This window comes from Hoeflea sp. CAU 1731, assembly GCF_039888615.1.
In the GTDB taxonomy this organism is placed as follows: domain Bacteria; phylum Pseudomonadota; class Alphaproteobacteria; order Rhizobiales; family Rhizobiaceae; genus Flavimaribacter.
Window position 1 is genome coordinate 90765 of the sequence record NZ_JBDQQS010000003.1, and the last position, 23774, is coordinate 114538.

The following is a 23774-nucleotide window of genomic DNA, read 5'->3' on the forward strand; positions in this document are numbered from 1 at the left end:
TCGATGCACAGCAAGCCTTTTCACCCTGTCAGGCGCGACGGGCGAGATGGGCCACCACATTCTCGATCATGCGCATTCCGGCGTCCTGGCCGAGCGACATGATGGATTCGGGATGGAACTGAACGGCCGCCACGGGTTCGTTTCGATGCTCGATCGCCATGATCGTTCCGTCTTCGGCTTCCGCCGTAATGATGAAATCCTGCGAAAGCGTCGCCGGATCGGCGAAAATCGAGTGGTAACGACCGACGGTCACGGAATTGCCCAGGCCGGAAAAAACCAGGCCGGGTTCGGACACGCGCACGCGCGACGGCTTGCCGTGCATCGGAATGGCGAGCGTCCGGAGATCCCCGCCATAGGCTTCTGTAAGCGCCTGCAGTCCGAGGCATACACCAAAAATCGGCAGGTCGCGGCTGCGCGCTTTCTTGATCGTCGCCTTGCAGTCGAAATCCTTCGGCGAACCCGGCCCCGGCGACAGCACGACGAGATCCGGTTTGACCTCGTCGAAAACCGCGTCTGATATCGGCGACCGCATCGTGGTCACCTTTGCGCCGGTCTGGCGGAAATAGTTCGCAAGCGTGTGGACGAAGGAATCCTCGTGGTCGACAAGCAGGATGCTGACGCCGTCTCCCACCCGTGCTGCAGAGCGCGCGGACGCGACATCGTTCGCCTTGCCGGCTTCCCGGATCGCGGAAAGCATGGCCGAGGCCTTGAGTTCCGTTTCCGCTTCTTCCTCGTCCGGATCGGAATCGTAAAGCAGCGTCGCCCCCGCCCGCACCTCCGCGATGCCGTCCTTGATACGGATCGTCCTCAGCGTCAGTCCGGTGTTCATGTCGCCATTGAAGCCGACCATTCCGATCGCACCGCCATACCAGGCCCGCGTGCTCTTCTCGTTCTCCTCGATGAAACGCATGGCCCAAAGCTTCGGCGCTCCGGTGACGGTCACAGCCCAGGCATGACTGAGAAAGGCGTCGAAGGCGTCCATGCCGTCGGCGAGCCGTCCCTCGATATGGTCGACCGTATGAATCAGACGCGAGTACATCTCGATCTGGCGTCGGCCGATGACGCGCACAGTTCCCGGTTCGCAAACGCGACTCTTGTCGTTGCGGTCGACGTCGGAACACATCGTCAGTTCCGACTCGTCCTTTTTCGAATTGAGCAGCTTGAGGATCTGCTGCGAGTCCGCGATCGCATCCTCGCCACGCTTTATCGTGCCGGAAATCGGACAGGTCTCGACCCGGCGGCCATTGACGCGCACGAACATTTCGGGTGACGCGCCAACCAGATATTCACGCTCGCCGAGATTGATGAAAAAGGAGTAGGGCGACGGGTTGGTTTCCTTCAGACGCCGCGAAATCGCCGATGGCGGGCTGACGCAGCGTTCGTAGAACATCTGTCCGGGAACGACCTCGAAAAGGTCGCCGCGCTGGAATTTCTCCTTCGCCTTTCGTACAAGGCGCGCATATTCGCCGGGTTCGTGATCGCCGCGCGGCGGCGTCTTTTCCGCCATCTCGAATGGCGTGGCGTCAGTCTCCGCCGACTTGCCGACAGTCGTGTGGTCCCGTCGAGAGAACTCGTAACGGTCAACCCAGGCCTTTGCCGAATAATGGTCAACGACAAGGATCTCGTCGGGCAAATAGAGCACCAGGTCGCGCTGGCCATCCGGTCGCTTGAGATGCAGGTCAACGCTGTCGAACTGTAACGCCAGATCGTAGCCGAATGCGCCGAACAGGCCGAGATTGTCGTCTTCCTCGTTGAAAAACAGATCGATGATGGCGCGCAGCGGCGTGAAAACCGTCGTAACTTTCGAACGGCGCTCTTCCGAAAAGGACCCTTTCGGCATGAGCACGGTCAGCTCGAGACTGCGCTGGAGCTCCAGTCCGAGTACGATTTCCTTTTCGCGCTCGAGACGACGCGCAACGATGGCGAGCAGGGCTTCGCCGCGTTCATTATGCGCCTCGACGCGCATGGAGCGCCCCCTGGCGACGATCGAAAGAGGCGGATCGATGATCGCGGTGTCCCAACGCGTGTAGCGTCCGGGATATTCGTAGTTGGAGGAAAACACCGCGCCGCGCCGGCTATCAAGGCCTTCGATATAGTCGTCAAGCGCAGTGGAATAGGACATCGCATGGCGCGTTCGGCTGACCGACACCCCGCCGCGCGTTGTGAACTCCTCGGAGTCTTCAATATTTTTCGTTGCCATCATCAGTCACGATCCCGGTTTCGCCGACTGCCCGGCACAAAAAAGCCGCCGGACTGGTTCTCGGCGGCTTGCATTGTCGTCACACATGACTTGTCGCGGCCGCTTTTAGCGAACCCACCACCAGTTCATGTTGTTACGAGCGTTTCTCATAAGGCCTTGTTAGCGCCAAGCGCGGCCCCATGCAAGATGGCGCGAGCGTCAATTTGCGATGAGGCATTCAGAACAGGCCCTCGATATAGCCTTGCTGGTTCAGGCGAATATGTTCCGACGACGGCGTGCGGGGCAGCCCCGGCATCGTCATGATGGCCCCGGTTATCACAACGATGAAACCAGCGCCGGCCGACAGCCTCACCTCGCGCACCGGAACCGTATGGCCGGTCGGCGCGCCACGCAGATTGGGATCGGTCGAGAAGGAATATTGCGTTTTGGCCATGCAGACCGGCAGGTTTCCGTAACCCTGATCCTCCCACTGTTTCAACTGGTCACGCACCGACTTGTCGGCGATGACCTCGGAAGCGTGGTAGATGTTCTTCGCCACCGTCTCGATCTTCTCGAACAGCGACATGTCGTCGGCGTAGAGCGGCGCAAATTGCGACTTACCCGATTCCGCGAGGGCCACCACCTTGTGCGCAAGATCCTCGATGCCCTTCGAACCCTCGGCCCAGTGCCGGCACAGGACCGCCTCCGTGCCCAGGGTTTCGACATAGTCCTTGACCGCCTGGATTTCGGCGGCGGTGTCGGAGATGAAGTGATTGATCGCGACAATCACCGGGACGCCGAATTTCTTGACGTTCTGGACGTGGCGACCGAGATTGGCGCATCCCTTTTCGACGGCCTCCACATTCTCCGCGCCAAGATCCTCCTTCTTGACGCCGCCATTCATTTTCATTGCGCGCACCGTTGCGACGATCACGGCTGCGGCGGGCTTCAGTCCCGCCTTGCGGCACTTGATGTCGAAGAATTTCTCCGCTCCGAGGTCGGCGCCGAATCCGGCTTCGGTGACGACGTAGTCGCCGAGCTTGAGGGCCGTGGTCGTCGCCACGACAGAATTGCAGCCATGCGCGATATTGGCGAAGGGACCGCCATGCACGAACGCAGGATTGTTTTCCAGCGTCTGAACGAGATTTGGCTGCATTGCGTCCTTGAGCAGCACGGCCATGGCGCCGTCGGCCTTGATGTCGCGGCAGAAAATTGGCGTCTTGTCGCGGCGATATCCGATGATGATGGCGCCGAGGCGTCTTTCCAGATCCTGCAGGTCGGTGGCCAGGCAAAGGATCGCCATGACTTCCGAGGCGACGGTGATATCGAAACCGGCTTCGCGCGGAAACCCGTTCGCCACGCCGCCGAGCGAACAGACGATTTCGCGCAAGGCCCGGTCGTTCATGTCCATGACCCGACGCCAGGCAACGCGGCGCAGATCGATGCCGAGCTCATTGCCCCAGTAAATATGATTGTCGATCATCGCTGACAGAAGATTGTGCGCGGAGGTGATCGCGTGAAAGTCGCCTGTGAAGTGCAGGTTCATGTCCTCCATCGGAACCACCTGCGCATAGCCGCCGCCGGCGGCGCCGCCCTTGACCCCGAAGCAGGGGCCGAGCGAGGCCTCGCGAATACAGATCACCGCCTTCTTGCCGATGCGGTTGAGACCGTCGCCGAGACCCACCGTCGTGGTGGTCTTACCTTCGCCGGCCGGAGTCGGGTTAATGGCGGTGACAAGGACCAATTTGCCGTCGGGTTTGCCTTCAAGCGATTTGATGAACTCGGCCGAGACTTTCGCCTTGTCATGCCCGTAGGGCAGCAGACTGTGGCCCGGAATGCCGAGTTTCTCGCCAATCTCGAGGATCGGCTTCTTGGAAGCGCCGCGCGCGATTTCGATGTCGGACTTGACTTCGGCCATTTAGGTTCCTCCCGATAGACACTGCGACCTTTCTCAAAGCCGCAGCACAATTTAGAGCCCAAAAACCCGAACGCCTAAAGGTCCAATAAAGTCGAAAAATGCGTCATTCGCGACAAGTCGACCGGAAGCGGCTCATTCGTCCCCGATCGCGAGCAGCGTCGCATTGCCGCCGGCCGCCGCCGTGTTGATCGACACCACCTGCTCCTGCGCGAAGCGGCTGAGATAGTGCGGGCCGCCCGCCTTGAAGCCGGTGCCGGACAGGCCGGAACCGCCGAAAGGCTGCGTGCCGACTACGGCGCCGATCGTGTTGCGGTTGACGTAGACATTGCCGGTGTCGAGCGCTGAAACGACTTTGCCCACCGTCGCCTCGATGCGTGTGTGGACGCCGAGCGTCAGGCCATAGCCTGTCGAACCGATATCTTTCAGAACCCTCTCGAGATCCTTCGATTTCCAGCGCACCACATGCAGGACAGGCCCAAAGACTTCCTCCTTCAACGCTGACGCCTTGTCCAGTTCGATGATATGCGGCGCAAAGAACGTGCCGCGTTCCGGAGCTTCGCCGGCATAGCGCACCTTCTGCGATTTCTCCATCGCGGCGACGTGTTCTGCAAGCATACGACGTTGCGTCTCGTCAATGATCGGCCCCATATCGGTGGAGGCGAGTTTCGGGTCGCCGATAGACAGTTCCCTTGCCGCCCCTTCGATCATCGCGATCATGGAATCGGCGACATCGTCCTGAAGGAAAAGGATTCTCAGCGCCGAGCAGCGCTGGCCGGCGGAACGGAACGCCGACATGACGACGTCGTCGGCCACCTGTTCCGGCAGCGCCGTTGCGTCAACAATCATGGCGTTGAGCCCGCCGGTTTCTGCGATCAGCGGAACGATTGGTCCGTCCTTGGCGGCGAGGCTGCGGTTGATCGCTCTTGCCGTTTCGGTCGAACCGGTAAAGGCGACGCCGTCAATCTCCGGATGCGCGGTCAAGGCGGCGCCGACATCCCCGGCCCCCGGTAGATAGATAAGCGCGTCTTCCGGAACGCCCGCTTGATGCAGGATGCGAACCATCTCGTAAGCGATCAGCGGCGTTTGTTCGGCCGGTTTGGCGATGACCGCATTGCCGGCGGCCAACGCCGCTGTCACCTGCCCCGTGAAGATCGCTAACGGGAAATTCCACGGGCTGATACAGGCGAAAATACCCCTGCCGCGCCACCCGTAGCGGTTCTCCTCGCCCGTTGGTCCGGGCATCACGGTGGGCTTGCCGAACTGGCGCCGCGCCTGGTTGGCGTAGTAGCGGCAGAAATCCACTGCCTCGCGAATTTCGGCGATGCCGTCGTCCAGGGTTTTGCCGGCTTCGCGGGCAAGCAGGTTCATCATCCGGTCACGGCTGGTCTCAAGGGCGTCCGCCGCCTTATCCAGCGCCTTGGCGCGTTTTTCGGCCGAAAGACGCGACCAAGAGGCAAAGCCCTTGCGCGCCGCTTTCATTGCCTCATCGACCTGTTGCGGATCGGCAAACCGGACGACGCCCACCTGGTCCGACGGATCGGCTGGAGACACCACGGTGACTTCCCCGCCAGACACCTTGTATCCGGGCAGCAGCGGCGCGGCGGCAACGGCTGATCCCGCCTGCCCGATACCCTCCAGCAAAGCGGTGAGTTCGCTGCGATGACCAAATTCGACGCCGGCCGAGTTGCGACGATCGGGATAGATCTCGGACGGCAGGCCGATCTGCGAGTGACGCGCACTTCGCTTGTCAAGTTGCAGCATGAGGGCCGGGCGTTTCAGAAGATCTGAAACCGGAATTTTATTGTCGCCGGCGATCGTAACGAAAGAGGAATTTGCTCCGTTTTCGAGAAGTCGCCTGACAAGATAGGCAAGCAGATCGCGATACCCGCCGACCGGAGCGTAGATCCGGCATGCGACCGGAGCGCTGTCCTTCAGGACGGCCTTGTAGAGGGCTTCGCCCATGCCGTGCAGGCGCTGGAACTCGAAGCCCGAGCGATCGTCGCCGGCTATTTCCAGAATCGTGGCGACAGTAAGGGCGTTATGTGTCGCGAACTGCGGAAAAATGCGCTCTCTTGCCTCGAGCAATTGTCTTGCGCATGCGAGATAACAAACATCGGTCGCCGCCTTGCGCGTAAAGACCGGATAGTCCGCAAGCCCGCGCTCCTGCGCCCGCTTGATTTCCGTATCCCAATAGGCGCCTTTGACGAGCCGCACCATCATCCGGCGTCCGGTGGAACGGCAAAGCGCATCAATGTGGTCGATAACCTGCGGCGCCCGCTTCTGATAGGCTTGGATCGCAAGGCCAAACCCGTCCCAGCCATCGAGCGACGGGTCGGAAAACACGGCGTCGATCACGTCAAGCGACAACTCCAGGCGATCCGCCTCCTCGGCGTCAACCGTGAAATTGAGCTGGTGACGGCGCGCCATGTGCGCCAGTTCGAGAAGCTTCGGCGCGAGTTCCTTCATGACCCTGTCGCGATGGGTTGCGAGATAACGCGGATGAAGCGCGGAGAGTTTGACCGAAATGCCCATCCGGTCCGGCAGCGTCTTCTTGCCGGCGGCCTTGCCGATCGCTTCAATCGCATCGGCGTAGGACTTGAAGTAGCGCCGCGCATCCTCTTCTGTCCGCGCGCCCTCGCCCAGCATGTCGAAGGAGTGGCGATAACCGCGCTGCTCGTTCTTTTCTGCGCGCTCAAGGGCGTCCTTGATGGTCTCGCCGAGCACGAAATGGTAACCGAGGAACCGCATGGCCTGCTTTGTCGCCGTGCGCACCGTCGGCATGCCAAGTCGACGCACGACGCCCTGCATGACCGATTCCGGCGTCTCGCCCGGCCGGATCACCCGCGCCGTCATGCCGAGCGCCCAGGCGGACGCGGAAACGAACCACGTCTCGCCGTGCGGCGTATGCTCGCTCCAGTGGCCTTCCTTCAGTTTGTCTTCGATAAGCTGGTCCTGGGTTCTCGCATCCGGCACCCGCAACAGGGCCTCGGCCAGCACCATCATCGCCAATCCCTCGGGCGTCGAAAGGCCGTATTCCCGCAGAAAATCCTCGATGCCGCCGATCGAGCCCGAATTATCCCGTATGGCGCGGATATACCGTGTAGCCCGTTCATCGATCCGGGCGTTCTGATCGACGTCAAACTGCAACTGCGACGCAAAACCCTTGATCAGCGCATCGTCGTCGCCTGCATAGGGAGCGGAAAACCGGAGTCTTTCATCGGAAAACGGGGCGTTCATGGCGATCTCCTGTGATATCTGCGATGATACGACGACTTCTCTGCAATTAATCTCTAATTATCGTAGATAATTTCAAATTTTCCCCTAGAAATACCAAAAAATATAGGAAACTTTAAAGGTCGCTTACCGATATCACGCCGCATTTCGCTATTTTGAAAACGATTGTCAAAACATGTCATAAATCAATGCGAGCAAGGTAACATCCAATGGCAACCATGAATGTTTCGCTGCCGGATTCCATGAAGGAATGGGTTGAAACGCAACAACAAGATCGCCGAGATGCAGCGACTGGTCGATGAAGGTCTTGAGAGTGGCGTGTGTACACGCAATGAGAAGGAAATTTCGGACCTGGCCCGCGACAAGGCGGTAGTCAGCGCCAAAGGCAGTAATCTATAGGCTGACCAGCAAGGCGAGGAAGATTTCGTCAACATATATGTCCAGGGAGCACACAGCTTCGGAATAGACCAGGCAGATTCATGCCGCCACGAACTTGTGCGCACCTTCGAAATTCTGACTGACAATCCCTACATGGCAAGAGAACGTGTGGAACTTTCTCCTGCTGACATAAGGGTTTATCCGCACAGCTCTCTTATCATCATCTATCGTAATGAAGAGAACCGACAGGTCTTGATCATTCGCATTCGCCACGCCCGCGAAGACTGGATCAACGACCCACGAGGTTAATCAGGCAAATCGGATGATGTGCATTGGCGCTGTGATCTCAACAGTTGGCTATTACCGATCCAGAATCGAGCGAAGCTCAACCAGATTCGAGCGAACCCGCAACAGATAGAACCCCACGGTCGTCAGATGCGATGGCATGATCCAGCCATCCTCACGCCCGTTGGAGACGATGACCGGATCGAGTTCGAGCGTGGAGCGAAGCTGCTCTTCCATCGTGTCCCAGACGTCGGTCAATTGTCGCGATTCGATGATGTCGGCGAAATCCGCATGCGCAGCCTTCAGTATGCCGTAATAGGCGTAAAGCTGACCGTAGGCATACCAGAACTGGTTGTCCGCTCGGGTGTCGAACCATCCGGCGTTCGAGGCGTCCGACCGGTCGCGCAGCGCCGCCGACGTCGATCCGATATCGCTGGCGATACGATCCAGAAAGCGGATCAGATTGTCGGCGCGCACATCGAAGACGGCGTTGCAGTTTTCCAGCCTGTCGTTGAACTTGAGGAGCCGTTCCCGGCCTTCGCGATAGGCGTCCGGCGTCGGCAGAATCGGCGATGGCGGCGACAGGGTGAAATACCAGGTGTATTCGTCATACTGCAGCCGTCCTCTGGCGCGTGTGAGATCCTCATCCGCCGCCGAGGTTCCGCGCACGCGTCCAAGTGCGTCGACCAGCTCGATCGCCGTGCGCTGCACGGCCTGCTGTGCGCCGCGCTGGAACGACGCCTTGTTGTCGAGGAACGGCGTCGAGTCCCAGTCGATCCCGAAAAAACCGAGCTTGTAGAGCACCATCGACGACATCCAGCGATTCTGGTCGACGTTGAATTCTATCAGTTCGGCAAGCGCGTCGACGATCGCCGACCGGCTGCAGGTGCGCGTGGTCTGTGAGCTGTTTTCGATCGACGTTTGCTCGCCGGCTCCGGTCTTTAGGCGATCCTGCTGGAACTTCGCGACGTAGTCGGGATCGAAATTCCTGATCCAGAGCGCGTTCCAGAAAAACAGGCCATAGAGCACAAACAAACCGAGCACCAAAACCCCGATCACGGCGCGCAAAATGAATCCCCTGCGGCGATACCACCGTCCAAGCAGCAGGAAGGGCCAGAGGATCCAGGCGATCAACAGGCCGATGCCATGTCCGATCCAGTGAAAGATGCGCTCGAAAAAGGCGATGATCGGGTCCAGCATGGTCTCAGTCCTCGTCTAGTCCGTAGAGGCGTTGGCGGAAGGCGCGCTTGTCCTGCAGATAGGTACGCGTGAGTGTTGCCACAACATGGGCGCGAAAGCCATCGCTGTAATCCTCGTAAAGTGCATAGAAGCCAGGCTTGTCGAAAATGAAACGCGAGACGAAATCGGACGGCGCCATCAGACTGATAAGCTGGTTCGTCAGCCAGCGGTCCGGATGCGACGGGTCGGCGCGGGTCAGCAGGAATCGCAAGGATGCCGGCATGTCGTTGATGTCGACATCGACCCCATTGTCCAGCCGTCTCGAAACGCCCCGAAGAAAGGTGAGATCGCTGTCCTGCGCGACGAGATCGGCGTGACGAAGACTCCAGTTGTGCAACCACTGATCGTCCGTTCCGGAAAAATCGATATCCGGCTGTGTCCGGTTGACAAGCGCCCATAGCGCCATCTCGATGCGGTGTTCGAGGAAGCCGGAGGCTTTCAGCCAGCCCGGGTCCGCCGTCTCGATGCGTCCGCTCTGATTCAGAAACCGGAAAACTCTATCATGATCGTCCAGCGGCAGATAGCTGACCTGCCAGGGCCTGGAACGACGGAAACCTGGAGCAGCGGGGTCGCATATGACCGTCAGGTCGCGATCGTCGGCGAATACGAACAGACCGCCGAAATGGCTGGTCCAATAGGCGTCCTGCCGGAACACCAGCTTGTCGGGCACGAGGTCGTTCTGGCGGATGTCGCCCGTGTGCCGGACAAGCTCCACCATGCGCTCGATCATGGCGTCGTTGCGCCATGCATTCGGCGCAGTCAGCAAGCGGTCCGCCAGTTCGCGCAGTTCCTCCGATTTCGCCAGGGTTCCGTCAGCCGCCCGCACATGAAATGTGACTTCGTTAATCGAAAGCAGGTCCTCGATCTCCTGCACGTGCGAAACATGCTCCTCGATCTCGCCGTAAAGGGCATCGCGGATCGTCACGGCGTGGACAGCCCGTCGATTGGCCTGGAAAAACTGATGCATCAGCGACGCCGTGTTGGAGAAACTCGTATGAACCACCGGAAGGCTTTCCTGAAATGGCGACAGGATGATGAAACGGCGATTGATCCGGTTCGGATCCAGATAATTCCGGTCATCGAGCTCCAGGGCGATTTGAGGCGAAAAACCGGTCATATCGATATCGAACGCTTCAAGCTGTGTCCCAGGCAGGCCGAATGCAGCCATGGCGCGATTGTAGCGCTCGATGAGGTGCGGCTCGGAGATCTCCATGAGCCGGCCGTAGATCAACTTGCTTTCGAGAAGACGTTCCATGGCGAAATCAGGCCTGCCAACGCCCGTCGCGTTTCATGTCTTCGATCTCTCGCACGGCCTTTTCGCGTTGCCGCTCGCGGCGAACGATCTCCTGCACGGCGGCGTCGTCGGACTTGTCGGTGTATCGAAACTCGGAATCGGCGTAGCGGTTGATCTCCTGCAGAACCATGTCGATCGTGAAAGGACCGCGCAGGTCCTCTATCATCGCTTTCTTGTCGTCGTAAGTCTTGTGCATGAAAGCTTCAGGCGTTTCGAACCATTCATCCGGCAGGTCGATATCCATCGCCCGCAGCTTGATCGCATCGGTGATGTTCTTGATGGCGCGTCCGGTAAAGCGCGGCTCGGCCCGCTTGATCCTGTAGAGGTATTCACCGATATCAGCCATCGTCCGTGGTTCGCCCCTTTCCTTTGCAAAGGCGTCCCACACGGCGACGAGTCCGTCTTCCTTGGGCCGTTCATGCCCCTCGTATGACGCGGCCACCGCCCGGTTGATTTCCTGCCCGGCGAACAGCGAATGCGACCCGAGCGGAATGTCGTGGTTCTTGCCGGCAAGCAGCACGAAGATATCGATATAGTCGTCCCTGCTCTGCGGTCCGTCGACCAGCCAGCGAGCGCCGGCGCGCTGGCGAAGCGCATCGTCCACATTCTCCGGATAGTTGGAGAACATGCCGAAACAGCAATTGCCGCGCACCACGGTGGAGGCCCCTGCGAAACTTTCCATCAGAACCGCGGTCACCTCGTGCTGACCGGCGGAAGCGCGATCGTCCGAACGTCTGGCCGCAACCTGGTCGATGTCGTCGATCGTGCCGAAACCGATCGCCCGCGGATTGACGACATTGTTGACGAACTCCTTGCAGTTCTGGCCGGACTTTCCCTGATAGGAGGAAATCTGGTCAACGCCGAAATTCTCGTAGTGGAAATTGTAGCCGGCGATCCTGCAATAGTCGTTGATCAGTCCCGCGATCATCCGGATCAGGATCGTCTTGCCGGTGCCCGGCATTCCGTCGCCGATGAATGTAAAAAGAAAGCCGCCGAGTTCGACGAACGGGTTCATCTGCCTGTCGAAGTCGTAAGCGACCAGCATCTTGGCGAGCTTCATCGCCTGGTATTTGGCGATGTGATTGCCGATGATCTCGTTCGGCTTCTTGAAGCTCATGACAAGGGGCTTGCGTTTTTCTCCGGGCGCCACCTCGAAGCCATTAAGCGTGAAATCGTCCTTCTCGATCCGTATATGCGCCTCGGCGAATCCGGCGAGCCCTGTGAAGCGCGCCCGGCGCTGCAAAAGGCCCTCGATCGCCGTGCGGGCAAAGGCCTTGGCGCGCGCTATCAGGGCAATCTCGTCCGGGCTGTCACTGATCGCCATGTCGAGGCCCGCAAGCAAAGATTTCAGCGCGTCCTGCGGGGTGTCGAATTCGTAGGCAGGCTCTTTCGAGTCGGCGACCGGCTCCATCTCGCCGTCGAGCAACTGGCTGAGATAGGCAGCGAAGGTGAACGCCGCCACATAGGAAGAAGCTGAAAGGAGTGCCTTGAAACGTATCGCGTCGTCGCCCGCCAACGGCGACGCCCGGTTGCGCGATTTCAAGCTCTCAAGATCGCTCTGCTTTGCAAAGTCATCGGCGATCGCCAGCGCGACCGCGAGCCCGCGGCGGGCGCGATACAGAAGCGCGTGTTTCGGGATCGACAGCATTTCGTCAACCGGTGGAACCTCGGCAACGGTCTTGCTGAACTCCACCTGCCTGGTTCTGCGCGCCGAACCGGTGGACACCGTTGAAACGAAACGCCTGCCGGTCCCCGCCAGCGCTGTGTTCGACCGTCCGTCGTCGTGCTCCAGGATAACGGTCCGCGTCACCATCGACTGCGCGGTTGGAATATGCGTGTCGATATCGTCTTCGTGAATGGTCGTCAGGCCTGCATTGCGGCTCATTGGTGAACCTCGCTGATGATCTGGTTGCCGGAAATCACGTGCACCGAATAGCCCCGGAACACGTCGGCCGCCTCACTGCTCGCAAACAGAGCCTGATAGGCGTCGTGCGTTACGAGCGCATGGTTTTCGTAATAGCTCACGCCCTGTCGCGTGGCTTCGAGATCGTTGGTTTCGATATGAAACTCCTGTTTCGCGGGCTGGCTGCTCCAAAGGCCGTGACGCGCAGGCCTCTCGGATTTCGACACGACTTCCTGCAGCGTCCACGTCAGCATCCAGGCGTTCTCCGGTCGGCTGACCCGGGAAAGCACGTCGGTCACCCGGTTGTTGTGCTCGGTGATTCCGGCTGAGTAAAACGGCCCCAGCACGAAACGGTGCAACTGCTTTGGATGCAGTTCGTCGAAATCCTTGTCCATATTGACAGCGATCGTGGCCGGCGACAGCGAATAGGCGCTGTTCTTTTCTGCAAAGGCGTCGAACTCGTGTGCAATCAGCGGATTGAGCAGACCTTCCACGGGCAGTGGAATCTCGATGTTCCGGTTCAGCCGGTTGTCTTCCGTCACCAGCATTTCGGTCAGTTTGCTGCTCGAATCCTCGATGACGGCGAGATAGACCATCGGCAGAGAGCGCGTGCCGTCGAAAATGCCCCAATGCACCAAGCAGTAGGGCCGGCCGCTCTTCGGATTGACCGAAACCTTGACCGTTTCCGGAAGCATGAAAGGTAGGAAAAGATCGCCCTTTCGAAGCGATTCGAGATACAGCCGTTCGGCGAGTTTTTCCTGCTGTCCCGCGGGAAAACTTCGCTTGGTGAAGATGTGGTCGACCATTTGCCGCCGCAGATCTTCGGCTTCCGGCAACACGGCGAGCCGCCTTTTGGCGGATTTCCGGTCATTCGCGAGCTCAAGCACGTTGTGATAGACGGGAAAACCGCTTTCCGCGCGCTGAATTCGGAAACGGTCTGTGAAGCCGATGCGGTTCCGCCAGCAATCGAAGGTCCCGTTCAGACGTTCGATATAGGCGCTCACGACTTGGGCGATGAGCCCGTGCTGGTAGAAGGGCGATGTCCGGTCGCCGAGAAACACGTCCAGCCCGTCAAGGGCGGCGCGCATCGCGTCGAAATACCGCTCCGCCTGGCTGTTGGCGTTTTTCATCGATCTGCCGATACGGCTCGTTGCGTCAGGACTGGACGTAGTCGGAGGCGTTGTGCTTTTCCATCACCTCCGAAAACCGTCTGGCGAAGGCGTCGTCAGCCAGTTTCTTGCGGCGCTGGATGTCCTGTGTCGAAAGCATGTTCTTCTCGTGCATTTCCAGAAGATCGGCGATGTGGCGCTGCGCCGCCGAACCGATGCCGGCCATGGTTTCCTCGGCCGCAGTGTCGACCTGGCTTCCGAGCGTATTGATCTTGTGGGCGACGTCCTGCTGGGCCGCAGTTTTCAGTGAATCTTCCAGAGCCTTGTAGAGAACGATGCGCTGTTCGGTATCGATGGTCAGCTTGTTGATCAGCGTGTTCTGGGCGGCGATCTGGTTGTTGAGGGAATCGACGAAGGTCTGGAACATTGACGTGTAGCGCTCCAGCGTCTGGCTTTCGGCCAGCAACTCCTGCTCCTTGGCCTGCGACTGGTTATACTCGGTTGCGAGCGCCGTGCGTTCGGATTCAAGTTGCGTGCGGGTCGACTGGTCAGTGGACGCCGCGATCTTGTTCTCGATATCCATGAGCAACGGGTTGAGTTCCTCGATGCGGGCTTGCGTGGTCTCGAGATTCGCCATCGTCGATTTGCGTCGTTCGATCACCTGGACCAGACTGGCCTCGGATGTCGTGTAACGGTCCTCAAGGATGGATTTCTGCTCCTTCAAAATGCCGACGATGGCGTCAGACTTCGCGAGCAATTCCTGAAGATTGTCGGACAGGGACATGTTGCGCACCCGGTCGGTGCGCAGGCGCTGCATGCGTTGCTTGGAAAAGACGCCGACGAATTTCTCCCAACCGGAAAAATTCTTCATGCTCTCGAACTCTGCGCCAAAGACGTTTGTCGCGTCCTCAAGACCAATGATGAGATCGGCGATATTGCCTTCCATCACTTTCTGCTGACGGATGACGTCCTCGATACGCGCATTCTCGATCTCGAATTCCGCGTCCCCGAGTTTGGTCTCGGCTTTGGAAAATTCCTGTAGCACCGCCCCCGATTTCTCGATCTTTGACCGCATGTCGTTGACGATATCGCGGGTCTTTTCAATCTCCGCGTCCATATTCTGCAGCTTCGCCATCCGATTCCCTCTCTTTCACCCGCCTGCAAGCATACATGCATCTATGTTGTGACAACACAATGCAACTGCAAGACAAGAAGTGAATGTTGTTGTTGTTAAAAGAATCACACGCTATCCGCGAGGGCGCCTGGGAGGCTCCGCACAAGTATCGTCTCTTGATCTACTGTAGTATCCTGACCGTCAATTGAAGAAAATTGGGTATCGCCATGGAGACGGCAGCCGACGTTCTGATATGCGGCGCGGGCGCGGCTGGACTGGTGCTTGCCATTGACCTCGCCAGAAGAGGCGTCTCCTTCCGGCTAATCGACAAGATCGACAAACCCTTCCGCGGCTCGCGCGGCAAGGGTATCCAGCCGCGCAGCCAGGAGATATTCGAGGATCTCGGGATTCTCGACCGTCTCGTTGCTGTCGGCGGGTTGTACCCGCCCCAGCGAAAACACCGCAGCGACGGCGGTTTCACCGATATCCCGGTCGCCGAACACGTCGATCCAACGCCGGCCGAGCCTTACCATCTGGCTCTCATGGTTCCACAATATCTGACGGAAGGGGTGTTGCGCGACCGGCTTGCAGAACTCGGCCATAAACCGGACTACGGCTGCGACCTGGTCGGGCTGAAACAGGACAAAAGAGGTATAGATGCGCGCATCCGCCACGATGGTCGAGAAGAGACCATGCGCGCGCGCTATCTCGTCGGCTCGGACGGCGGCCGCGGCTTTGTGCGCCATACACTCGATGTCGGCTTCAAAGGCAAATCGCTGGAGACTCGGTCGATCGTCGCGGATGTGAGGCTGACGGGTCTGGACCGTGACGCTTGGCATATGTATCGCAAAAACGAGGCGGAACAGCTCTCGATATGCCCGCTTGCCGGAACCGATCTGTTCCAGTTGCAGGCCCCCATCCCGCTCGAAAGCGAAGCGGACCTCTCGCTCGGCGGTCTTCAATCAATGGTACAGCAACGCACCGGGCGCGACGATATTGCAATTATACAGGCAGACTGGTCGTCCTCCTACACAATGAGCGCGCGCCTTGCCGATCGTTACCGCGTTGGACGCATTTTCCTTGCCGGAGACGCCGCCCATATCCATCCGCCAACCGGCGGACAAGGTCTTAACACCAGCATCCAGGACGCCTACAATCTCGGCTGGAAACTCGGGGCGGTTCTGGGTGGTGCGCCAGACAACTTGCTCGACAGCTATGAGGCTGAGCGACGGCCGGTGGCGGCTGGCATGTTGGGCCTCGCCACCAAACTCCTGGACGAACTCAAGCACGGCGAAATGCGGCGGGGCCGCGACGTCGTACAGCTTGACATCGGTTATCCGCATTCGCCGCTGCTGTTGGAAGAACCGGAACGCACCGGCTGCCTGCGCGCGGGAGACCGCGCGCCTGATGCGCCTCTGCAGGGCGCCGCAGGTCAGACGCGCAGGCTGTTCGAGATTTTCAAAGGCGCGCACTGGACCTTGATCGGATACGAAACCGGCAATGGCTATCCCTCCGCGCGCAAGGGATTGAATATCCACAGGATCGGAGCGGGTCGAGAGCTCGTCGATGTCTGGAGCTATTTCAGCGAGGCCTATGGCCCAGCGCCTGGTGAATGGGCCCTCGTTCGTCCGGATGGATATGTCGGCGCTATTGTCGAGGAGACTGAGATGGCGCTCCTGGAAGAATACATGCAGAAAGTGGGGCTGACTGCCTGATTTGCAGTCATCTGTCTTCCGTCATTCCCTTTTCGAACGTTGCTTCGACAAGGCGCGACAGGCTCGAGCCGCTTTCCCAATGGGCCGCATGCCATCCGGCGGCGCGCGCCGCCTCCACATTGGCGATCGTGTCGTCCACAAGAACCATGTCTTGCAGTGAGCGGCTGCATCGCTTCACGGCGGCGTTGAAGAACGCGCGGTCGGGCTTTCTGGCGCCGATCTGCGCAGAATATATGATCCCGTCCACGTGCTTGCCCAGACCAAGACGGTCCATCAGATACTTCGCTCTCAGATGCTCCTGATTGCTGGCAAGAAGTATCGTCGCGCCGTTTGCACGCAACGCGTCACAATCAGCAAGCATCGAAACGTCGAGCTTGGAATCCTTTTCGAACCAATAGTCGATGAATTCTTGCGGACTGATCGATGGCGCCAGCGCGGGCAGGCAGGCGGAGAGAACATCAAGCAGGTTCTTCCGGCCTATAACGATGTCGGGCCAGTGTGGCTCAAAGAACGCCTTCTGCAGACCGACCGGATCCACCCCCAGATCGTTCTTGATGTCGATTGCCCATGACAGGCCGTCTTCAGGGCGACCATTGACGATCACCCCATCGACATCGAGCATCAAGCAGAGCTTGCCTGTCATTCCGCCGCGGAAGGATCGGACAGATAAGCCAGCAGGTTCTCGATATCGTCGTCCTTCTTGAAGCCGGCGAAGACCATGGTCGTCTTCGTGACCAGCGCCCTGGGTTTGCGAAGATAGACGGTGAGCGTGTGCTCGTCCCAGACCTTGCCGTCGGCGCCGAACTCAGTCATCGCGTCGGAATATTTGAAACTGTCAATGCTGGCGACAGGACGGCCAACAATACCGACCAGATGCGGCCCGACCCTGTTCTTTTCCTGATCAACCGTATGACAAGCCCTGCATTTTCTGAAAACCTTGGCGCCCTCCACCGGGTCGCCGTCGGCAAGCGCCGGCGCGGTCGCGGATATCGTGAACACGGCCATCGTGGCGAGGAATTTTGAAAACATGGCTTGGTCCCCCGGGCTGTGGTCGTCGAATACGCGAATTTTATACACAATTTGCCGGCTCGGGGCATGACAAGGTGACGCATCGCGATGCTATGAACGCCCCATGGCCTCTTTCCAGTGAAGGCGGCAGAGCGAAACATATCTTTCGTTGCCGCCGATTTCGACCTGCGATCCCTCGCGAAGCGGTTTGCCGTCAGCGCCCAGACGCACAACCATCGTCGCCTTTCGCCCGCATTCGCAGATCGTGCGGATTTCCCTGAGGGAATCGGCGATGGCGAGCAGCACTCTGGAACCGGGGAAAAGCTCACCCTGAAAATCCGTGCGCAGTCCATAGGTCATGGCCGGGATATCCAGCTCGTCTACGGCGCGCGCCAGTTGCCAGACCTGATCTTCGCTCATGAATTGCGCTTCATCGACAAATATGCAGGCAGCCGGCGTCTCTTCATGTTGTCGGCGGATCATCTCGAAAAGATCATCGTGCGTGGTGAACGGAATCGCATCCGACTCGAGACCGATGCGGGAACCGATCCTGCCCTTACCCGACCGGTCATCGAGGGCGGCGATGAACAACAGCGTATGCATGCCGCGTTCCCGGTAATTGTAGGAGGCCTGCAGCAGGAGCGTCGATTTGCCGGCGTTCATCGCCGAATAGCTGAAATAGAGCTTTGCCAATTCCCGATTCCAAGTTCGAATTCGTCCGGACGCACCATAGGATTCGCGCTCAATGCGGCAAGCAGCGAGTAGCGGTTTTCCCCGCCTTACTGCCCAATCTGCCTTTCCAGATAGTCTTCAACCAGTTTCGCAGCGGACATGCCCGCGGGAAGGCTTCCGAGCGCCTTGCGGATATAGAGCCCGTCGATCATCGAGGCCATGCCCTCGGAGACAGCGCCTGACCGTGAGCCGATCAGCGGTTTCAGATTGTATATCAGGTTCGATCGAAGACGACGCGAATAGATCGACAGTAGCGCGTGCGCCTTGTTCGACTCCTGCGCGTGAACGTAAAACACAAGCCAGACCGATATTGTCTCCGGCCGGAACTGTTCGGAACCGAGACTGGCCCGGATGATGGCAATTACACGTTCATGAGGCGTTGTCGCCTCTTCGAGCTTCGCCCGCACCTCGCGCCGGTATTCCGCCAGCAAATGACGCATCGCCGACAGCAGCAGATCCTCCTTGTTGTTGAAATAGTGGTGGGCAAGCCCCTGCGAAACACCGGCGCGCTGGGCGATTTCGCGGATTGTGACGTCAATCGAACCCTTGGAGTGGATCGCCGAAATCGCCGCCTCGACCAGCGACTTGCGCCTGATTGGCTCCATTCCCACCTTCGGCATTTGCGTCCTTTCACTTGTCAACGTACCGATTATGCGTCATTTTTCGCGCGGCAGGCGATTTATTTTGAACGCACATTCAATAAAGCTTGCAAATTCTCGCTGTTTATGGCGCGATAGGCGGGGAAGTGTAAAACAGAAAAACAGGGGCCCCGCATGAAGATTATCACAACATCCATTCTCGCTTTCGCCATGAGCGCGGCCATCGCCGCCCCGTCTCTGGCGGCGGATCCGGAAAGCTGCGGCACGGTAAACTTCTCCGACGTCGGCTGGACGGACATCACAGCGACCACGGCGGCCACGACCAGTGTTCTTGAAGCGCTTGGCTACGAGGCAGACGTCAAGGTTCTTTCCGTGCCGGTCACCTATACCGCGCTCAAGCAAGGCGATATCGACGTATTCCTTGGCAACTGGATGCCGACCATGGAAGCCGACATCGCGCCCTATCGCGAAGACGGATCGGTCGAGACGGTTCGCGAGAACCTCGAAGGCGCGAAATACACGCTCGCAACCAACGCAGCAGGCGCCAAGCTCGGCATCGACGATTTCAGCAAGATCGCCGAAAACAAGGACGCGCTCGACGGCAAGATCTACGGCATCGAGCCTGGAAATGACGGCAATCGCCTGATCCTCGACATGATCTCGTCCGATACGTTCGGCCTGAAGGACTTCGAACTCGTCGAATCGTCCGAGCAGGGCATGCTCGCCCAGGTGGCGCGCGACGTGAAGCGCGATCAGCCGATCGTTTTTCTCGGCTGGGCGCCGCATCCGATGAACGCCAACTTCGACCTCACCTACCTTTCAGGCGGCGATGACGTTTTCGGACCCGACTTCGGTGGCGCGACCGTCTATACCAATGTGCGCGCCGGCTACACCGACGACTGCCCGAATGTCGGCCAGTTCCTGAAGAACCTCAAGTTTTCGCTCGCCATGGAAAACGAGATCATGGGCGCAATCCTCGACGACGGCGAAGATCCGCAGGATGCGGCCAAGGCCTGGCTGAAGGCCAATCCGGACGCGCTCGCTCCCTGGCTCGAGGGCGTTACAACGCTCGACGGCGGCGACGCCATGCCGGCCGTCAAATCCAGCCTCGGCCTCTGAGGAACATTTGATCACTCCGCCCCGGCGTCGCCTCCGGGGCGGACTTTTATTGTCTGCAGCCAAAGCGCTCGAACCGCGCCGCAATACTCTCTCGAAACGTTTCGACAAAGTGATATGGTGACGCGCGCCCGGCACTATCCCATTGTGACGGGAAGCATCAGGAAAGGCGGGGACCAGTCATGGAATGGCTGACGGAATACAAGATTCCCATCGGCAAATGGTCCAAGGCCGTCGTCGACTGGCTCACGGAAAACGCCGACTGGTTTTTCGACGGACTGGCCGAAATTCTCGGAACCGTCATCGACGCCATCATGTGGGTTCTGCAAACCCCGCCGCCGCTTCTTGTCATCCTGGCTTTGACCGCGATCGCCCACGTCATTCGAAGGTCGTGGCCGATCACCGTCTTTGTCCTTCTCAGCCTGCTCTTTGTCGTCAACCAGGGGTACTGGACGGAAACCACGGAAACGCTGACCCTCGTCATGACGGCCTGCATTCTTTGCATGGTGATCGGCGTGCCTGTGGGCATCGCCGCCGCCCACAGGCCAAAGCTCTACGCAACGCTGCGTCCCGTGCTGGACCTGATGCAGACGCTGCCGAGCTTCGTCTATCTCATCCCGGCGATCATCTTCTTCGGCATCGGCATGGTTCCGGGTCTGATCGCCACGGCGATCTTCGTCCTGCCGGCGCCCATTCGCCTGACGCATCTGGGAATCACCTCGACGCCGCAATCCCTGCTTGAGGCCGGCGAAGCGTTCGGCGCGACGCCGCGACAGTTGCTCTGGAAAGTCGAACTTCCCTACGCCATGCCGCAAATCATGGCGGGTCTTACCCAGACGATCATGCTGTCGCTTTCCATGGTCGTGATCGCGGCCCTGGTCGGCGCCGACGGGTTGGGCGTTCCGGTCGTCCGCGCCCTGAACTCCGTCAACACCGCTCTCGGCTTCGAGGCGGGCTTCGTCATCGTCGTCATTGCCATCGTGCTGGACCGGGTTCTCAGAGCGGGAGACGGCAAATGATTGGCGATCCGGTGGTTCGGTTCGAGCATGTCGACATCGTCTTCGGCGACAATCCGGGGTCGGCTCTGCCGCTGATAGACCGGGGCGAAAGCCGGGACGCCATTCAGGAGGCGACCGGACAGATCCTCGGCGTCGCCGACGCTGAACTCGATGTCATGGAAGGCGAGATAATCGTCCTCATGGGATTGTCCGGCTCAGGCAAATCGACGCTCCTTCGCGCCGTCAACGGCCTCAACCCGGTCGCGCGCGGACAGACGCTGATCGACAGCGGGTCCGGTTTCGTCAACCCGCAACAGTGTTCGGCGAAAGAACTGCGGAAGCTGAGAACCAACCGCGTCGCCATGGTCTTTCAGCAGTTCGGGCTCCTGCCCTGGCGCACGGTTGAGGACAATGTCGGATTCGGACTGGAGCTCGCAGGCGTTTCAACCGAGGAACGCAAGACCAGGGTGCGCGAGCAGCTCGACCTCGTCGGGCTCTCGCAATGGGCGGATCGCAAGGTCAACGAACTTTCAGGCGGCATGCAGCAGCGCGTAGGGCTTGCACGAGCCTTTGCGACGGGCGCGCCCATCCTGCTCATGGACGAGCCCTTCTCGGCGCTCGATCCTTTGATCCGCACGCGTCTGCAGGATGAACTGCTGCAGCTCCAGGCGCAGTTGCAAAAGACCATCATTTTCGTCAGTCACGATCTCGACGAGGCTTTCCGGATCGGCAATCGCATCGCCATTATGGAAGGCGGCCGGATTGTGCAATGTGGCACGCCGCAGGAAATCGTCCAGAACCCCGCCAACGAATATGTCGCGGATTTCGTCGCCAACATGAACCCGCTCACCATGCTGATTGCCTCCGACGTCATGGCTAAGGGTATCAGCGAAGCAGCGTCGAAGGACAGCTTTTCGGCGACGGCGGCTCCGGATACGCCGCTGGTCGACATTCTGGATTCGATTGCCGCCAAACCCGGCGCCGTGGGGATCGTCAGCAACGGCCGCATCATTGGTTCGATAACCTCGCAAGACATTGTGAAGGGCTTGACCCGTCATCGCCAATCTGCCACCGAGTAGCCATCCTGCAGCCGGCTAACAGGTGGCTTTAAACCAACAATCACGCCGCACCCGGGCCACGGAATTCAAAGGGAGAAATTCGAGATGAAAACAGAAGGACAGGCCGCCATTGTCACGGGAGGCGGATCGGGTCTCGGCGCCGGAACTGCGCGCGCACTTGCCGCCGCCGGCGCCAAGGTTGCCGTGCTCGACATCAATGCGGAACAGGCCAAATCCGTCGCTGACGAAATCGGCGGGATCGCCTTGACCTGCGATGTTGCAAGCGGATCGAGCGCCGAGGAAGCGGTCGCCAAAGCCGCCGAGGCGCATGGCGATGCGCGTATTCTCATCAATTGCGCGGGCATCGCCAACGCCGGCCGCATTGTCGGCCGTGAAGGTCCGCACGACCTCGAATTGTTTTCCCGGGTGATCAACGTCAATCTGATCGGCTCCTTCAATCTGATGCGACTGGTCGCCGATCGCGCTTCAAAGCTGGACCCGCTTGACGACAACGAGCGCGCGGTGATCATCTCGACGGCTTCCGTCGCCGCCTTCGATGGCCAGATCGGCCAGGCGGCCTATTCCGCGTCCAAGGGCGGTATCCATTCCATGACCCTTCCGGCAGCGCGCGAACTCGCCCGCTTCGGAATCCGCGTCATGACGATCGCCCCCGGCATCTTTGGCACGCCGATGCTGATGGGCATGACTCAGGAAATCCGCGACAGCCTTGCGGCGGCCGTGCCCTTCCCCTCGCGCCTCGGCACGCCGGAAGATTACGCCAGTCTGGTCATGCATATTCTGGAAAACACCATGCTGAACGGCGAAACGATCCGTCTGGACGGAGCCATTCGCCTGGCGCCCAAGTGACATGATGGGACCGCTCGACGGCATCAAAATCGTCGAGATGGCGGGCCTCGGGCCCGCCCCGTTCGCCTGTTATCTTCTGGCCGGCATGGGCGCCCAGGTCACGCGCATCGAAGCGGCCAGGCGCGCTGCGACCTTTATAAAGCTGAATCCTGAAACCAACCCCGATATTCTGTTGCGGGAGATCCGCGAGATCGACCTCAAATCGCCGGACGGACATGACGAGGCGATGCGCCTCATCGCGGCGGCCGACGTGCTGGTGGAAGGCTTTCGACCAGGCGTCATGGAGCGGCTTGGCCTTGGCCCCGAGTCTGCGCATAAGGTCAATCCGGGCCTGATCTACGCTCGCATGACAGGATACGGTCAGGACGGACCGATGTCCGCGACCGCTGGACACGATCTGAATTACATCGCCATGTCGGGCGTGCTCTCCCTCATCGGCCGCAAGAACGCCCCCCCTACGCCGCCGCTCAATCTCGTCGGCGATTACGCCGGCGGTACGATGATGCTGGTCACCGGAGTGCTGGCGGCGCTCTTCGAGCGTGTCCGCACCGGCCGGGGACAGGTTATCGACGCGGCCATGGTCGAAGGTTCGGCGCTACTCGCCGCCCCGGTCTTCTCGTTTATCGCCTCCGGCTTGTGGAATGTCGAAAAGCGCGGCGAAAACCTGCTCGACAGCGGCTGCCCCTTCTACGATTGCTATGAAACCGCCGACGCGAAATTCGTCGCCGTGGCGCCGCTCGAGCCGCAGTTCTTCGCAAATCTCGTTGATACGCTCGCTCTCGACACAGAATGGAAGACGGCGCAATACGACCAAACCCGCTGGGACGAACTGAGGCGGCTTCTGGGCGATACATTCGCACAAAGGCAGCGGGACGAATGGGAAGCGATCTTTACCGGGATCGACGCCTGCGTGACGCCCGTTCTTTCACCCGAGGAGGCAGCGTCCCACCCGCACAACCAGGCGCGAAACAGTTTTACATATCAGGGCGGCGTGATGCCGGGATCCGCGCCGAAATTCAAGAGTTAGG

At 59.6% G+C, this 23774-nt stretch carries 18 protein-coding genes and 2 pseudogenes; 8 read left to right on the top strand and 12 right to left on the bottom strand.

The genetic code is table 11. The annotated features are described in order from the left end of the window. Positions 1-28: 28 nt before the first annotated feature. The 3 genes from AAFN47_RS06870 to putA form a co-directional block, all read right to left on the bottom strand. Complete coding sequence (locus AAFN47_RS06870; RefSeq protein ID WP_499808692.1) at positions 29-2200, bottom strand: anthranilate synthase; 2172 nt, start codon at positions 2198-2200, stop codon at positions 29-31. 217 nt (positions 2201-2417) lie between these two features. Next, positions 2418-4097 carry a formate--tetrahydrofolate ligase gene (locus AAFN47_RS06875; RefSeq protein WP_499808468.1) on the bottom strand — a complete coding sequence of 560 codons (1680 nt, stop codon included), beginning with the start codon at positions 4095-4097 and terminating at the stop codon, positions 2418-2420. A 132-nt stretch (positions 4098-4229) separates the two neighbouring features. Further along, positions 4230-7334: a bifunctional proline dehydrogenase/L-glutamate gamma-semialdehyde dehydrogenase PutA gene (gene putA / locus AAFN47_RS06880; RefSeq protein ID WP_499808469.1), complete on the bottom strand. Its 3105-nt coding sequence runs from the start codon at positions 7332-7334 to the stop codon at positions 4230-4232. 206 nt (positions 7335-7540) lie between these two features. Here putA and AAFN47_RS06885 point away from each other — a divergent pair. Together AAFN47_RS06885 and AAFN47_RS06890 are read left to right on the top strand one after the other, a co-directional pair. Continuing rightward, positions 7541-7730: pseudogene (locus AAFN47_RS06885) on the top strand (ribbon-helix-helix domain-containing protein). 27 nt (positions 7731-7757) lie between these two features. Then, positions 7758-8018: pseudogene (locus AAFN47_RS06890) on the top strand (type II toxin-antitoxin system RelE/ParE family toxin); the annotation flags it as partial. Positions 8019-8069: 51 nt separating this feature from the next. Here AAFN47_RS06890 and AAFN47_RS06895 read toward each other — a convergent pair. The 5 genes from AAFN47_RS06895 to AAFN47_RS06915 are packed head-to-tail and all read right to left on the bottom strand — an operon-like array spanning position 8070 to position 14674. Further along, complete coding sequence (locus AAFN47_RS06895; protein WP_499808470.1) at positions 8070-9194, bottom strand: DUF2333 family protein; 1125 nt, start codon at positions 9192-9194, stop codon at positions 8070-8072. Between the two features lie 4 nt (positions 9195-9198). Further along, entirely contained in the window at positions 9199-10488 is a 1290-nt protein-coding gene (locus AAFN47_RS06900) for a DUF6638 family protein (RefSeq protein ID WP_499808471.1), read from the bottom strand. A gap of 7 nt (positions 10489-10495) precedes the next feature. Continuing rightward, positions 10496-12412 carry an AAA family ATPase gene (locus AAFN47_RS06905; RefSeq protein ID WP_499808472.1) on the bottom strand — a complete coding sequence of 639 codons (1917 nt, stop codon included), beginning with the start codon at positions 12410-12412 and terminating at the stop codon, positions 10496-10498. Beyond that, positions 12409-13560 carry a hypothetical protein gene (locus AAFN47_RS06910; RefSeq protein ID WP_499808473.1) on the bottom strand — a complete coding sequence of 384 codons (1152 nt, stop codon included), beginning with the start codon at positions 13558-13560 and terminating at the stop codon, positions 12409-12411. The genes AAFN47_RS06905 and AAFN47_RS06910 overlap by 4 nt, the downstream gene beginning before the upstream one ends. Positions 13561-13585: 25 nt before the next feature. Continuing rightward, a complete protein-coding gene (locus AAFN47_RS06915) occupies positions 13586-14674 on the bottom strand; it encodes a hypothetical protein (RefSeq protein WP_499808474.1) in 1089 nt (362 codons plus the stop codon). A 200-nt stretch (positions 14675-14874) separates the two neighbouring features. Between AAFN47_RS06915 and AAFN47_RS06920 the strand changes: the two genes are divergently transcribed. Beyond that, on the top strand, positions 14875-16368 hold the full coding sequence (locus AAFN47_RS06920; RefSeq protein WP_499808693.1) for an FAD-dependent oxidoreductase: 1494 nt from the start codon (positions 14875-14877) through the stop codon (positions 16366-16368). 7 nt (positions 16369-16375) lie between these two features. On the opposite strand, the gene AAFN47_RS06925 is transcribed toward AAFN47_RS06920, so the two are convergent. The 4 genes from AAFN47_RS06925 to betI form a co-directional block, all read right to left on the bottom strand. Further along, entirely contained in the window at positions 16376-16990 is a 615-nt protein-coding gene (locus AAFN47_RS06925; RefSeq protein WP_499808475.1) for an HAD family hydrolase, read from the bottom strand. A 17-nt stretch (positions 16991-17007) separates the two neighbouring features. Then, on the bottom strand, positions 17008-17397 hold the full coding sequence (locus tag AAFN47_RS06930; RefSeq protein ID WP_499808476.1) for a c-type cytochrome: 390 nt from the start codon (positions 17395-17397) through the stop codon (positions 17008-17010). Between the two features lie 90 nt (positions 17398-17487). Further along, on the bottom strand, positions 17488-18069 hold the full coding sequence (locus AAFN47_RS06935; protein WP_499808477.1) for a thymidine kinase: 582 nt from the start codon (positions 18067-18069) through the stop codon (positions 17488-17490). A gap of 86 nt (positions 18070-18155) precedes the next feature. Further along, on the bottom strand, positions 18156-18728 hold the full coding sequence (gene betI, locus AAFN47_RS06940) for a choline-binding transcriptional repressor BetI (protein WP_499808478.1): 573 nt from the start codon (positions 18726-18728) through the stop codon (positions 18156-18158). Positions 18729-18917: 189 nt separating this feature from the next. On the opposite strand from betI, the gene AAFN47_RS06945 reads away from it, so the two are divergent. From AAFN47_RS06945 to AAFN47_RS06965, 5 genes are all read left to right on the top strand, one after another. Beyond that, the gene (locus AAFN47_RS06945) at positions 18918-19826 is read left to right on the top strand and encodes a choline ABC transporter substrate-binding protein (RefSeq protein WP_499808694.1); all 909 of its coding nucleotides are present in this window, start codon (positions 18918-18920) and stop codon (positions 19824-19826) included. 179 nt (positions 19827-20005) lie between these two features. Further along, positions 20006-20842, top strand: coding sequence for a choline ABC transporter permease subunit (choW, locus tag AAFN47_RS06950; RefSeq protein WP_499808479.1), 837 nt, complete (start codon positions 20006-20008; stop codon positions 20840-20842). Further along, positions 20839-21900: a choline ABC transporter ATP-binding protein gene (choV, locus tag AAFN47_RS06955; protein WP_499808480.1), complete on the top strand. Its 1062-nt coding sequence runs from the start codon at positions 20839-20841 to the stop codon at positions 21898-21900. The genes choW and choV overlap by 4 nt, the downstream gene beginning before the upstream one ends. An 84-nt stretch (positions 21901-21984) precedes the next feature. After that, positions 21985-22746: an SDR family NAD(P)-dependent oxidoreductase gene (locus AAFN47_RS06960; protein WP_499808481.1), complete on the top strand. Its 762-nt coding sequence runs from the start codon at positions 21985-21987 to the stop codon at positions 22744-22746. Between the two features lies 1 nt (position 22747). Further along, on the top strand, positions 22748-23773 hold the full coding sequence (locus tag AAFN47_RS06965) for a CaiB/BaiF CoA transferase family protein (RefSeq protein WP_499808482.1): 1026 nt from the start codon (positions 22748-22750) through the stop codon (positions 23771-23773). Position 23774: the final 1 nt, after the last annotated feature.